Origin of the sequence: Allocatenococcus thiocycli (genome assembly GCF_921292965.1) — a bacterium.
Classification (GTDB): Bacteria; Pseudomonadota; Gammaproteobacteria; order Enterobacterales; family Vibrionaceae; genus Vibrio; species Vibrio natriegens.
In genome coordinates, this window is sequence record NZ_CAKLCK010000033.1 from 22356 (window position 1) to 35569 (window position 13214).

The following is a 13214-nucleotide window of genomic DNA, read 5'->3' on the forward strand; positions in this document are numbered from 1 at the left end:
ACACGTAATTATCCAGTTGTGCAATAAAAATTTGTACAATACTTAAAATAAATTATAACTATTATACAAAAAGTTGAGCCAAGTCCTTTGAGCAAGTGATTAACAATGAGTACACTACAAGATTCACTCAGAGAGGTGTTTAATGCAACAGTGTGACAAGCGACAAGACGAGTTTACTTCACAAGATGTGGAAATCATCTCGAAAGAGACCCTCTTTAAGGGCTTCTTTAAAATGGTGAAGTACCGTTTCAAACATCGGCTCTTTGCTGGTGGTTGGAGTGATGTTGTTGAGCGAGAAATGTTCGAACGTGGACACGCTGCGGCGATGTTGCCTTATGATCCAATAAAGGATCAGGTTGTTATCATTGAACAGATACGAGTTGGTGCATTAGAACACGATCATCCTTGGCAGCTTGAAATTGTTGCCGGCATGATTGATCGAGATGAATCCGTTGAAGATGTGATCCGCCGCGAAGCTCACGAAGAGGCGGGGCTTGAGGTGGGGCGAGTGATTCCGATGACGTCTTACTATCCCTCTTCAGGCGGATGCTCAGAAAAGTTGGATATTTTTGTCGGAGAAGTCGATGCTTCTAAAGCGGAAGGCATTCATGGTTTAGACTATGAAGATGAAGATATTCGAGTTCACGTCATCAGCCGTGAAGAAGCATATCAATGGGTGAAAGATGGAAAACTTGAAAATGCTGCTTCAATTATTGCAGTGCAATGGTTGCAATTAAACCATCTTGAGTTGAAATCACAATGGGTAAGCCCCCATAACGGTGGAGAGTAAGTAATGGCGCAGATAGCTGAAAAACAGCGATATCATGTTGATTTAGCGGGTCTAATGAGAACTTATGAGACCAATTACGCTAAATTAAATGCCCTGCTGCCTGTCTCTGCTGAGGTTGGTGACGTGCGCTGCTATCAAGCCGCGCATATGGTTTATCAATTGACCGTGAATGAAGTCACAAAATACACCACAGTTGTTGAGATATGTCAGAGTGATGAAACACCAGTGTTTCCTTTACCGACAATGTCTGTCAGGCTTTACCACGATGCGAGAGTAGCTGAAGTATGCTCAAGCGGAGACTTCTCTCGCATTAAAGCTAAATATGATTATCCCAACGACAAATTGATGCAACGAGATGAAAAGCATCAACTAAACACGTTCCTTGGTGAATGGCTGACGTTTTGTTTAAGAAGTGGAATCAGTAGAACACCACTTGCCTTCAATTGCTCGTCGCGTCGCTAAAGGAAAATAACAAATAACAATATAGTGGACGAATCAGGTTTTCATTTTGCAATCATCTAGTGACAGCATCAAACTTTTACAAATCACGGATACTCATCTGTTTGAGGCAGATGAGGGAAGTTTGCTGAGCGTAAAAACGGCCGACAGCTTTTCTGCTGTGGTTGATGAGGTTTTGCGCCGCGAAGTGGGGTTTGATTACATTTTAGCAACCGGGGATATTTCGCAAGATCACAGCGCGGGATCTTATCAACGATTCGCCGCAGGTATTGCGCCGCTCGAGAAAGATTGTTTTTGGCTGCCGGGCAATCATGACTACAAACCCAATATGGGCAGTGTACTTCCATCACAGCAGATCAAAGCGACGGAGCATGTGTTGCTTGGTGATAAGTGGCAAGTGATCCTGCTGGATTCTCAAGTAGTAGGCGTTCCGCACGGTCGTTTAAGCGATAAGCAGCTGGCATTGCTTGAAGAAAAATTAGCCGAGTACCCTGAGCGTTATACGCTGGTATTATTGCATCACCACCCAATTCTTGTTGGTAGCGCGTGGCTAGACCAACACACTCTGAAAGATGCAGAAGCATTCTGGCAGATTGTCGAACGTTTTGATGGTGTTAAAGGGATTCTGTGCGGGCATGTTCATCAAGATATGAATGTGCTACATCAAGGCATTCGAGTCATGGCGACACCTTCTACGTGTGTGCAATTCAAGCCTAACTCAGATGACTTTGCATTAGATACCACTTCGCCAGGCTGGCGAGAATTAGAGCTTCATACGACCGGCGAGATTACGACTCAGGTTAATCGATTGCCGGAAGGTCAGTTCCAACCAGATTTCTCCTCGAACGGATACTAATCCTGCCCGAACATTATGTTCGGGCTTTCTTTTTATGTGAGACTTTTATGATGAAACCTTCATTATTGCTGTACATCCACGGTTTTAATAGCTCACCACTCTCAATGAAAGCGAATCTGATGAGAGAGTATTGTCAGCAGCATCGCCCGGACATCAAAGTGATCATTCCGCAGTTGCCGTGTTTTCCGCAACTAGCCGCTCAACTGTTACTGGACATCGTCGAGCAATATCAAAATGATTACCGAATTGGATTAGTAGGCAGTTCGTTAGGAGGCTTTATGTCTACTTGGTTGAACAGCCAATTTGGATTCAAAGCTGTAGTGGTCAATCCGGCCGTCAAACCTTATGAGTTGCTAGTCGACTATTTAGGTGAACAAACTAACCCCTACACGAATGAAACTTATACACTTGAGACTTGCCATATTGACGAGTTGAAAGCTCTTGATGTACAAAGCATCGCATCGCCAGATGCGTTTTGGCTACTGCAGCAAACCGAAGACGAGGTTCTGGACTATCGCCAGGCGGTAAATAAGTTTGCGCAATCCAAGCAAACGGTAGAACAAGGCGGTGATCACAGTTTTGTAGGCTTTGAGCGTTATCCTGCAAAGATTATCGAATTTCTAGAACTGTAATGGATAGGAACGATTGGAATACGCTCATAGTTTTTGCTGATATATCCAACCGTTGCTTGACATAGGCGGTTTGCTTTCCGACTATATTTTGCTGAAAGATCTTAAGGGTCATAGACTCTGGCTGCTTTGTTATGTATCAGATTTACAAACATTTAAAGATACTAACAGGGTGGCTTTTTCGTTTCCTGAGAAACACATTCTGAACCGTGTTTTGCAGGTAACAAATAAACTTTGAGAACAATTCCGTATTATGACTGAACAATATAATGCTGGGGCCATTGAAGTACTGAATGGCTTAGAGCCAGTACGTCGCCGACCAGGGATGTATACGGATACAGCGCGCCCGAACCACCTGGGCCAAGAAGTTATCGATAACAGTGTCGATGAAGCGCTAGCCGGACATGCCTCAAAAGTACAAGTCATCCTACATGCTGACCAATCACTTGAAGTGATCGATGATGGTCGAGGCATGCCTGTTGATATCCACCCAGAAGAGAAAGTCTCTGGTGTTGAGCTGATCTTATGTAAGCTTCACGCGGGTGGTAAATTCTCGAACAAAAACTACCAATTCTCTGGTGGTCTCCACGGGGTAGGTATTTCGGTAGTAAACGCGTTGTCTAAGCGTGTTGAAGTGACGGTCCGCCGTGATGGTCAGGTCTATGAGATTGCCTTTGAGCATGGTGATAAAGTTTCGGATCTAACCGTAACCGGCACATGTGGCCGCCGTAATCGTGGTACCAGTGTGCACTTCTGGCCAGAAGCGAAGTACTTTGACTCGGCAAATTTCTCTGTGACGCGCCTGGTCAATAACCTACGTGCGAAAGCGGTTCTTTGTCCGGGCTTAGAAATCACGTTCACAGACAAAGTGAACAACAAAGACTACAAGTGGCACTACGAAGATGGTTTAAAAGACTATCTGGCTGAAGGCGTTAAAGGATACACCGTTCTGCCAGAAGAGCCGTTTACTGGTGAATTCTCTGCAGAAACCGAAGCCGCAAACTGGGCTGTGATCTGGCAGCCAGAAGGCGGCGAGATGATCACCGAAAGTTACGTCAACCTGATCCCTACTGCTCAGGGCGGTACACACGTAAATGGCCTGCGCCAAGGTTTGCTGGACGCAATGCGTGAGTTCTGTGAATTCCGTAACTTGCTTCCACGTGGCGTCAAACTGACCGGCGATGATGTCTTCGATCGTTGTTCATATGTGCTATCGGTGAAAATCCAAGATCCGCAATTTGCTGGCCAGACCAAAGAACGCCTTTCATCTCGTCAAACGGCGGCATTTGTTTCAGGCGTGGTGAAAGATGCCTTCAGCCTATGGCTGAACGAAAAGCCGCAACTGGCAGAGCAACTTGCTGAAGTTTGTATCGCTAACGCGCACCGTCGTATGCGTGCGAGCAAAAAAGTCGTACGTAAGAAAGTTGCGTCAGGCCCTGCCTTGCCAGGTAAGCTAACCGACTGTTCTGTGCAAGACCTAAATCGTACCGAAATCTTCTTCGTGGAGGGTGACTCGGCGGGTGGCTCGGCAAAACAAGCACGAGATCGTGAGTTCCAGGCAGTGATGCCACTGCGCGGTAAGATTCTGAATACCTGGGAAGTGTCTGCTGACCAAGTTCTGGCGTCTCAAGAAGTGCACGACATTTCCGTTGCGTTAGGTATCGACCCGGATAACGACAACCTCGACGGTCTTCGTTACGGTAAGATCTGTATCCTTGCCGATGCGGACTCGGATGGTCTTCATATCGCGACGCTGCTGTGTGCCTTATTTACTCGTCATTTCCGCGCACTAGTGGAAGCGGGTCATATCTATGTTGCCATGCCGCCACTGTATCGTATCGACTGCGGTAAAGAAGTGTTCTACGCGCTTGATGACGATGAAAAAGATGGCGTACTAGAGCGCTTGTCGAAGAAGAAAGCCAAAATAAACGTACAGCGATTCAAAGGTCTGGGTGAGATGAACCCATTACAGCTGCGTGAAACCACCATGGATCCGAATACGCGTCGTCTGGTGCAGTTAACCATTGATGACTCTGCGGCGACCATGGAAATGATGGACATGCTACTTGGTAAGAAGCGTGCAGATGACCGTCGTTCTTGGTTACAAAACAACGGCGATTTGGCAGAGGTTTAACGAATGTCTACAGAAATTACTTACGATGGCGTTGAACAGTTGCCGATGCGCAAGTTCACCGAAGACGCTTATCTGAATTACTCGATGTACGTAATTATGGACCGCGCATTGCCATACATTGGCGATGGTTTGAAGCCGGTTCAACGACGTATCATCTACGCAATGTCGGAGCTAGGTCTCTCGGCATCCGCAAAATACAAGAAATCAGCACGTACCGTCGGTGACGTGTTGGGTAAATACCATCCGCACGGTGACTCTGCGTGTTACGAAGCGATGGTATTGATGGCGCAGCCATTTTCTTACCGTTACCCATTGGTTGACGGTCAGGGTAACTGGGGTGCGCCGGATGACCCGAAATCCTTCGCAGCGATGCGTTATACCGAAGCGAAACTGTCTAAGTTTGCTGAAGTATTACTGGGTGAACTAGGTCAGGGCACGGTTGAATGGCAGCCTAACTTTGACGGCACGATGAAAGAGCCGCAAATGCTGCCAGCACGTCTGCCTCATATCCTGCTTAACGGCGTAACGGGTATCGCGGTTGGTATGGCGACGGATATTCCTCCGCATAACGTACGTGAGGTGGCTGACGCAACAATCCATCTGATTGATAACCCTAAAGCGGAACTGCCGGACGTAATGCAGTATGTGAAAGGCCCGGATTACCCAACGGAAGCTGAGATCATTTCCCCGCAAGCGGAAATTGAAAAGATCTATCGTAACGGACGTGGCAGCATCAAGATGCGTGCAGTCTGGCATAAAGAAGGGTCGGACATCGTCATCACGTCGATTCCGCACCAAGTGTCAGGCTCTAAGCTACTTGAGCAAATCGCAAACCAAATGCGTGCGAAGAAGCTACCAATGGTCGAAGATCTTCGTGATGAATCGGATCATGAGAACCCAACTCGTATCGTTATCGTTCCTCGTTCTAACCGAGTCGATTGCGATATGTTGATGAATCACTTGTTCGCTTCTACTGATCTAGAACGTAGCTACCGCGTTAACCTGAACATGATTGGCCTGGATAACCGTCCTCAGGTTAAAGGTCTGGTTCAGATTCTATCGGAGTGGATTGAGTTCCGCCGCACGACGGTTCGCCGTCGTTTGCAATATCGCTTAGACAAAGTGATGGCTCGCTTGCACATCTTAGAAGGTTTGTTGGTTGCGTACCTGAACCTTGATGAAGTGATTGAGATCATCCGTACTGAAGACGATCCAAAAGCGGTGCTGATGGAGCGTTTTGGTATCACTGATATCCAAGCCGACGCGATTCTGGATACCAAGCTTCGTCATCTTGCCAAACTGGAAGAGATGAAGATCCGTGGTGAGCAAGAAGAGCTGGAAAAAGAACGTGAGAAGCTAGAGCAGCTATTAGGTTCTGAGCGCCGTCTGAATACATTGCTGAAGAAAGAAATCAAAGTAGATGCAGAGAAATACGGCGATGATCGTCGCTCACCACTGGTAGAGCGTGCAGAAGCGAAAGCGCTAACTGAGCGTGACCTAGTGCCAAGTGAACCAATTACGGTTGTTCTGTCTGAAAAAGGCTGGATTCGTCACGCGAAAGGCCACGAAGTTGAAGCAGAAGGTCTGAACTACAAGTCTGGTGATAAATACTTGGCGCATGCCCGAGGTAAGAGTAACCAACCTGCCGTTTTCCTTGGTAGTGATGGTCGCAGCTACTCGCTTGAATCGCACTCTTTACCGTCTGCTCGTAGCCAGGGTGAGCCAATTACTGGTCGCCTGAACATCACCGCAGGCAGCAGCATTCGCCAGGTGATTATGGGTGAAGAAGATCAGTTATGGCTGGTGGGTTCTGACGCGGGTTACGGCTTCGTATGTAAAGGTTCCGATCTGTTGTCGAAGAACCGCAGCGGTAAAGCTCTGGTCACCTTACCTGCGAACTCGGAAGTTATGACGCCTAAAGAAGTTGAAGATTTAGACTCTGATGAAATTCTGGCGATCACTAACCAGGGACGTATGTTGTTGTTCCCAATTAAAGACCTGCCGCAATTAGCAAAAGGTAAGGGGAATAAGATCATCAACATTCCTGCGGCGAAAGCGAAAGATCGTGAAGAAGTATTATCTCATCTGATGGCTCTGCCACAGGGAGCTTCTCTGACTCTTTATGCTGGCAAGCGTAAGCTGGGCTTGAAACCAACTGACTTGGATAATTTCCGTGGAGAGCGTGGTCGTCGAGGCAGTCTGCTGCCAAGAGGCTTACAGCGAGTGACACGAATCGACGTTGAGCTCGGTGAGTCGAGCAACACTGAAGAATCGAGCGAAAGCGAATAAAACAAAAATCCCAGCCAGTGAAGTGACCCCATAAAGTTGGACATTTCTGTTAAGCGGCTTGCAAGGCCTGATTTCGATACTCTATCGGAGTCAGGCCTTTTAATTTCACTTTAATTCGTTTGGTATTGTAATACTCGATGTATTCGTCAATATGAGCGATCAGGTCATCAGCATCTTCAAAGTGCTGGTTATGGTACATTTCTGTTTTCAGTAAGGCAAAGAAGTTCTCCGCAACTGCATTGTCTAGACAGTTTCCTTTCCGCGACATGCTCTGTGTTAAGCAACTTTCAGATAGCTTTTTCTGATATTTCTTATGCCTATATTGCCACCCTTGATCGCTATGAACGATTGGCTTAGCGCCTTCGCCTAAAGTCGCAACCGCGTCTGTCAACATTTCAGTGACCAGAGGTAGACGCCCATTTTTTGCGACCTTATAAGCCACAACTTCCTGTGTGAACAGATCAACGATTGGTGATAGATAGACTTTCTGCTGTTTAACTTTAAACTCAGTGACATCAGTTACCCACTTCTCATCTGGCTTCGTCGCTTTAAAGTCTCGTTCAAGAACATTGGGGGCCACAGTTCCCACTTCTCCTTTGTAAGAGCGGTACCGTTTGGGTCTGACGGTAGACTTCAAGCCTAGTTGACCCATGAGCCGTTGAACCGTTTTGTGGTTAAGCATAACGCCCTGTCTTCGTAGCTCTAAGTGAATACGACGATACCCATATCTGCCTTTATGCTCATGGTAAATTTGCTCTATTAGACTCTTTTCATCTTGATACTGTTCGGCGTCGTTATTTGGCTTCGCATGATAATAGAAAATACTTCTCGCTAACTTTAAGGCATGCAAAAGGTGTTTTAGTGGATAACAGCTTTTAAGAGCTAGAGCTACGTTCGCTTTTTCTTTGTTCGGCGAGGCTTTTCCTGCTCCAGCTCTTCTAACTTTTTTAGAACGGCATTCTCGGCGCGTAAGTAGGCTAACTCCTCTTTTAGCTCCTCCAGCGTTTTTTCATCATCACTTTTTTGCTGGATAAAAGGGTGCTTACTCATTGGTGATCGTCCTCTACTACGTTCAAGCCCCTGAATGCCATATTGTTTGTACTGTTTAAGCCAAACGGAGAGTGTTCCAGAGGAGGAGAAATTTAATACCGCACTAGTGTGGTTGATAGACCAGCCATTCGTCCACATTTTTTTTAACGCTTGGAGCTTGGTTTGAGCATTTTTAGCGAAATCATGAGGCTTAAATGAATCAGAACCATGAATCTCAAACACTTTTCCCCAGTAACGTATTATGCGTGGTGCAATGGAGTAAGTTTGAGAAAGTTCGTAAGATGAACACTCACCCAGTAAATATTGTTTGGCGACCGCACACTTAAATGCTCGGCTATATTTGGACATAAAGAGACCCCCAATAATTGGTGTCCAACTATTGGGGGTCAGTTCACAGTGGCTGGGATTTTTTATGCTTCTTGTTTGTCTTCAGCAATAGTGACTTTCAACGTTATCTCTTTGCCTTTACGAATAATGCCTACTTCAACAGTGGTACCTGGACGTAAATCGGTGACAATATCCATCACGCTCTGACGTCCCTGAACTTTATTGCCATCAATACTAATTATGATGTCTTGTTTCTCGAAGCCTGCTGCGCTAGCGGGACCATTAGGGTCGATACCGAGAACGACAATGCCACCGATATGTTGATTACCCAATAATCGAGCGGTGACCGCATTAATATCTTGACCATCAATGCCGATATAGCCACGGATCACACGGCCATCCGCAATGATTTTTTGCATGATCTTGCTCGCGAGTGGTGCCGGAATCGCGAATGAAATGCCGTAAGTTTCCAAATCGGTTGCTTGCTGGAAGGAGGCGGTATTAATTCCGACTAACTCACCCTGGGTATTAACCAATGCACCACCAGAGTTACCTTCGTTGATTGCTGCATCGGTTTGAATGAAGGCTTGTCGCCCGTCGCTGATAGAAGAGCGTCCCGTTGCGGAGATAATGCCAAAGGTCGTGGTTTGTCCTAAGTTGTATGGGTTGCCAATGGCCAGTACCACATCACCAACTTGAGGTTTGTATTTTGAGTTAAGAGGTATCACGGGGAGATTGGTGCCCTCAACACGCAGCACGGCAATATCGGTGCGTTTGTCGGTACCGACAAGTTGTGCCGCGGCAGCTCTGCCATCTTGCAGTTGTACGACGATTTGGTCAGCCTGTGCTACAACATGGTAATTGGTAATGATGTAGCCTTTCTCACTGACAATCACACCAGATCCCAGCCCTTGTGTAGAAAGCTTGCTACGATCATTTTCTACATACTTGCGGCTGTAAATATTCACCACGGCTGGAGCGGCTTTTCTAACAGCCTGATTGAAAGAGAGTTCAAGAGAGGCGATGTTGCTTGGTTGTGGATCAAGCGCAGCTGGAATTACGTTATTACGTAAAGATGGAACCGCAAGTAGGACAACGGCGGCGGTTGCCAAGCCTAGAAAGACAGAACGTAATAAAAAGCTAAGCATATCCTCTCCATGTGTGAACGCCAAAGTGGCATAGGAAGGTGAAGAATAGCATTACATTGAAAAATAACAAAAGGACAGCACGTGATTGTGCTGTCCTTTTAATTGTCCGACTAAAAGTTCGTCAAAGTATTAGAGCTCTGTCACCGAATGTTGTGTATCCAACGCGCTTCTATCGACTCATGTTTGAACGAATATTGCTATCGGATTACCAGGTAAATAGTACGATCACCGCGTTGAATATTAAGTGCGAGTACGCCTTTATGCTTCTCTACAATGGCACGAAGCTCAGCTAGATTTTTCACGCGCTGACGGTTCACACCGATGATGATATCACCTTCTTGCAACTGGTATTGTGCTGCTGGTGAGTTTTCAACAACGCTGGTTACTTTCACACCTTGAACGGAATCACTCTGGTTGGTGTTACTTAACTCAGCACCTTTAAGGCCATCGTGCAGTGTTTCCGCTTTCGCTTTGATGTTGGTTGACTCGCCAAGCGTAACGTCGAAAGTTTTGTCTTTACCATCACGCACAACACCCAGGGTTATCTTCTTGCCTGCGCCCAGTGTTGCCACTTTTGCGCGCAATTCAGAGAAGGTATTAATAGACTTGCCATTCACGGACACGATGATGTCACCAGCTTTCAAGCCCGCTTTATCAGCTGCGCTGTCTGGAACAATCTGACCAATAAATGCGCCTTTGCTGGACTCGTAGCCAAGAGCCTCTGCTAGCTCCGACGTGACTTCGCCGCCTTGAACACCCAACATACCGCGTTTGACTTCACCAAATTCTAAGATTTGCTCGGTCAGGTTTTTCATCATATTAGAAGGAATCGCAAAGCCAATCCCGACGTTGCCGCCATTTGGACCCAAAATTGCGGTGTTGATACCGATCAGTTCACCATTTAAGTTGACCAAGGCACCACCTGAGTTACCGCTGTTAATCGCTGCATCGGTTTGAATGAAGTTCTCGAAGTTTTCAAGGTTTAAACCGCTGCGGCCGAGGGCGGAAACAATACCTGAAGTGACGGTTTGACCGAGACCAAACGGGTTACCAATCGCAACGGTAAAGTCACCGACGCGCAACTTGTCGGAGTCGGCAATTTTAATTTGTGTCAGGTTCTTTGCTTTTTCCAATTTGAGCAGTGCCACATCGGCCATTTCGTCACCACCGACTAATTCGGCGTCATACTCTCGTCCGTCATATAAGCGTACTCGAATCTTATCTGCCCCTTTTATTACGTGATAATTGGTTACGATATGACCTTTGTTCGCGTCTATGATGACACCTGACCCTAAACCACGGAACGGGCGCTCTCGCGTTTGTTCCATTGGAAAATCTGGGCCAAAGAAAAATTGAAATTGCTCTGGAATACGGCTGGTTTGCACCTGTTTGCCTTCTACCGCAATGCTGACTACCGCTGGGGTCACTTTATCCAGCATTGGTGCGAGGCTAGGTAGTTGCTGACCATCCATGCTGAGCGGCAAGGCTGCCGTCGCCTGGATTGGCGTGAAGATAGAACTCAAACTTAGAGATAGAACGGTCAGTGCAAGCAGTGGTTTTTTCATCCAATAACTCCTCTTGAAACATGTCTGCCAAAAAGAAATATCCTAACTATTAGTAATATAAGGTTCAGTTGGGATAATCAAAAGGGGTAGCAGTTCACAAATAAGTTAGAGGTGGCTGTTTCAGAAAAGTTCAAAAAGGGCCGATACAAAATGAGATTTGTATCGGCCCGATAGGGGAGATAAGAGGTGTTATGATGCTTTGGCGGTGACCGCTTCAGGTGCTGTAATTACTTCTTTCTCTTGATCTTTTAAAAGACCTGTTGCGCCATTGGCGTAGTCTTTAGGTTGTTCGTTGACATTGGGCTGATCTTCTTTGATCTGCTCTGAAGCCATCGCTGTCTTCTTATCAAACGGGTTATCTTGCTCTGGTAGATTAGGCAAAAGTTCTGAAGACGTCTTCGCTAGATGCTGATACAGCTTGGTGTAATCTTTACCTAGGGTATCCAACATTTCTGCGGTTTGGGCAAAGTGGTCAACGAGCTCTTGGCGTTGTTGCTCTAGTTCAAACTTCGCCGACTCTAATTCTTTCTGTACAGACTTCTGTTTTTTGTATTCAGGTGTGGTTAGTCTACTAATGACTACGCCTACGATTGTACCGACCAGCAAACCCACAATGGCATGAATCCAAGGCATAACTGCTCCTTATATTTGTTTTAACAAGTCTTTTACTACTTAGTTACACGCGGTGCTCGTCCATGTTACTATGGCTTGAACAGCCGATAAAGAAAAATAGCAGTATGTCTTCGGGGACTGATAACTAATTCTCTGTAATCAGACATTGCCCCCGAGGTGACACTTCCCTTTGTACCTCTAAAACGACTTAATGCGATGACACCACTACAACAATATCAAAAAGATATAACAGAACATGGATTCCAGCGTGATGAAGCCCAACATCAGGCAGTAACTGCTTTGGATAAGCTCTACCACGCTATTGTCAATTTTCAGTCTGCACCTGTACCTCAACTTTCCAAATGGCAAAAACTCATGGGTAAAAAGGTTGAATTGCCTGAACCACCGAAAGGTTTGTATTTTTGGGGAGGGGTCGGTCGAGGTAAAACCTATTTGATGGATGCTTTTTTTGATGCGTTGCCAACAGAAAGAAAGATGCGAGTGCATTTTCATCGCTTTATGTACCGAGTACACGATGAATTGAAGCAACTGGGTGATGTTGAAAACCCATTATCGAAAGTGGCTGACGAGTTTAAAAAAGAAGCGGACGTGGTGTGCTTTGATGAATTCTTTGTCTCTGATATTACCGATGCAATGATTCTGGCTACATTGCTACAAGAAATGTTTAAGCGTCAGATGATCTTAGTTGCGACGTCGAATATTGAACCGCAAAATTTGTACCGTAACGGTTTACAGCGAGCGCGATTCTTGCCTGCAATCGATATGATTTTGGCTCGATGCGATGTTTTGAATGTCGACAGTGGGGTGGATTACCGTTTAAGAACACTCGAGCAGGCAGAAATCTATCATCATCCTTTAGACGAACAAGCGACCATTAACCTGAATAAGTACTACCAGCAACTGACAGGTGAGCGGCAGCACGTGGCGCATCAGATAGAAATTAACCATCGCAATATCGAGGTTATCGAAGCCAGCGACGGTGTATTGCATGCTTCTTTTGCTCAGTTATGTCAAACGACTCGAAGCCAGAATGATTACATAGAACTCTCACGCATTTATCACACCGTATTGCTGGCTGATGTTGTGCAGATGAGCGGCAAAATAGACGACGCTGCGAGACGTTTTATTGCTCTGGTCGATGAGTTTTATGAGCGACATGTTAAGCTCATTATTTCTGCGGAAGTGCCGATGGATAGCTTATATACTCAAGGCCAGCTTGAATTTGAATTTAAGCGCTGTCTATCTCGTTTAACTGAGATGCAGAGTCATGAGTATCTCGCAAGAGAGCATTTGGCTTAAATCTACTTGTTTCAAAAAAACTGAAGAAAAAATTA

The 13214-nt window shown here is 46.0% G+C and carries 11 protein-coding genes and 1 pseudogene; 7 read left to right on the plus strand and 5 right to left on the minus strand.

All coding sequences use genetic code 11. From position 1 onward, the window contains the following. Window positions 1-142 precede the first annotated feature (142 nt). From nudF to parC, 6 genes are all read left to right on the plus strand, one after another. Window positions 143-790: an ADP-ribose diphosphatase gene (gene nudF, locus L9Q40_RS13450; RefSeq protein ID WP_014230772.1), complete on the plus strand. Its 648-nt coding sequence runs from the start codon at window positions 143-145 to the stop codon at window positions 788-790. 3 nt (window positions 791-793) lie between these two features. Continuing rightward, window positions 794-1252: a DUF1249 family protein gene (locus tag L9Q40_RS13455; protein ID WP_014230773.1), complete on the plus strand. Its 459-nt coding sequence runs from the start codon at window positions 794-796 to the stop codon at window positions 1250-1252. Between the two features lie 46 nt (window positions 1253-1298). Beyond that, window positions 1299-2105 carry a 3',5'-cyclic-AMP phosphodiesterase gene (gene cpdA, locus L9Q40_RS13460; protein ID WP_498793586.1) on the plus strand — a complete coding sequence of 269 codons (807 nt, stop codon included), beginning with the start codon at window positions 1299-1301 and terminating at the stop codon, window positions 2103-2105. Window positions 2106-2152: 47 nt separating this feature from the next. Beyond that, on the plus strand, window positions 2153-2737 hold the full coding sequence (gene yqiA / locus L9Q40_RS13465; protein WP_014230775.1) for an esterase YqiA: 585 nt from the start codon (window positions 2153-2155) through the stop codon (window positions 2735-2737). A gap of 250 nt (window positions 2738-2987) precedes the next feature. After that, the gene (gene parE / locus L9Q40_RS13470; RefSeq protein ID WP_020335874.1) at window positions 2988-4868 is read left to right on the plus strand and encodes a DNA topoisomerase IV subunit B; all 1881 of its coding nucleotides are present in this window, start codon (window positions 2988-2990) and stop codon (window positions 4866-4868) included. Between the two features lie 3 nt (window positions 4869-4871). Continuing rightward, the gene (gene parC, locus L9Q40_RS13475; RefSeq protein ID WP_498793587.1) at window positions 4872-7157 is read left to right on the plus strand and encodes a DNA topoisomerase IV subunit A; all 2286 of its coding nucleotides are present in this window, start codon (window positions 4872-4874) and stop codon (window positions 7155-7157) included. Between the two features lie 49 nt (window positions 7158-7206). Here the strand turns inward: parC and L9Q40_RS13480 are convergent. The 5 genes and pseudogenes from L9Q40_RS13480 to zapG all read right to left on the minus strand — a co-directional run. Next, window positions 7207-8049 (minus strand): annotated as a pseudogene (locus L9Q40_RS13480) (IS3 family transposase); the annotation flags it as partial. Further along, window positions 8046-8555 carry a helix-turn-helix domain-containing protein gene (locus L9Q40_RS13485; RefSeq protein WP_498792503.1) on the minus strand — a complete coding sequence of 170 codons (510 nt, stop codon included), beginning with the start codon at window positions 8553-8555 and terminating at the stop codon, window positions 8046-8048. The pseudogene L9Q40_RS13480 and the gene L9Q40_RS13485, both read right to left, overlap by 4 nt. A gap of 62 nt (window positions 8556-8617) precedes the next feature. Then, on the minus strand, window positions 8618-9682 hold the full coding sequence (gene degS / locus L9Q40_RS13490) for an outer membrane-stress sensor serine endopeptidase DegS (RefSeq protein ID WP_498793588.1): 1065 nt from the start codon (window positions 9680-9682) through the stop codon (window positions 8618-8620). Window positions 9683-9879: 197 nt separating this feature from the next. Continuing rightward, a complete protein-coding gene (locus L9Q40_RS13495) occupies window positions 9880-11247 on the minus strand; it encodes a DegQ family serine endoprotease (RefSeq protein WP_498793589.1) in 1368 nt (455 codons plus the stop codon). A gap of 189 nt (window positions 11248-11436) precedes the next feature. Next, complete coding sequence (gene zapG / locus L9Q40_RS13500; protein WP_014230780.1) at window positions 11437-11880, minus strand: Z-ring associated protein ZapG; 444 nt, start codon at window positions 11878-11880, stop codon at window positions 11437-11439. Window positions 11881-12075: 195 nt separating this feature from the next. On the opposite strand from zapG, the gene zapE reads away from it, so the two are divergent. Beyond that, window positions 12076-13179: a cell division protein ZapE gene (gene zapE, locus L9Q40_RS13505; protein ID WP_498793590.1), complete on the plus strand. Its 1104-nt coding sequence runs from the start codon at window positions 12076-12078 to the stop codon at window positions 13177-13179. Window positions 13180-13214: the final 35 nt, after the last annotated feature.

What these genes read in the sequence shown, in the direction of transcription:
- parC (WP_498793587.1), top strand. Translation starts at nt 4,872, where the DNA reads ATGTCTACAGAAATTACTTACGATGGCGTTGAACAGTTGCCGATGCGC.
- zapE (WP_498793590.1), top strand. Translation starts at nt 12,076, where the DNA reads ATGACACCACTACAACAATATCAAAAAGATATAACAGAACATGGATTC.
- degS (WP_498793588.1), bottom strand. Translation starts at nt 9,682, where the DNA reads ATGCTTAGCTTTTTATTACGTTCTGTCTTTCTAGGCTTGGCAACCGCC.
- yqiA (WP_014230775.1), top strand. Translation starts at nt 2,153, where the DNA reads ATGATGAAACCTTCATTATTGCTGTACATCCACGGTTTTAATAGCTCA.
- L9Q40_RS13495 (WP_498793589.1), bottom strand. Translation starts at nt 11,247, where the DNA reads ATGAAAAAACCACTGCTTGCACTGACCGTTCTATCTCTAAGTTTGAGT.
- L9Q40_RS13485 (WP_498792503.1), bottom strand. Translation starts at nt 8,555, where the DNA reads ATGTCCAAATATAGCCGAGCATTTAAGTGTGCGGTCGCCAAACAATAT.
- nudF (WP_014230772.1), top strand. Translation starts at nt 143, where the DNA reads ATGCAACAGTGTGACAAGCGACAAGACGAGTTTACTTCACAAGATGTG.
- parE (WP_020335874.1), top strand. Translation starts at nt 2,988, where the DNA reads ATGACTGAACAATATAATGCTGGGGCCATTGAAGTACTGAATGGCTTA.
- zapG (WP_014230780.1), bottom strand. Translation starts at nt 11,880, where the DNA reads ATGCCTTGGATTCATGCCATTGTGGGTTTGCTGGTCGGTACAATCGTA.
- L9Q40_RS13455 (WP_014230773.1), top strand. Translation starts at nt 794, where the DNA reads ATGGCGCAGATAGCTGAAAAACAGCGATATCATGTTGATTTAGCGGGT.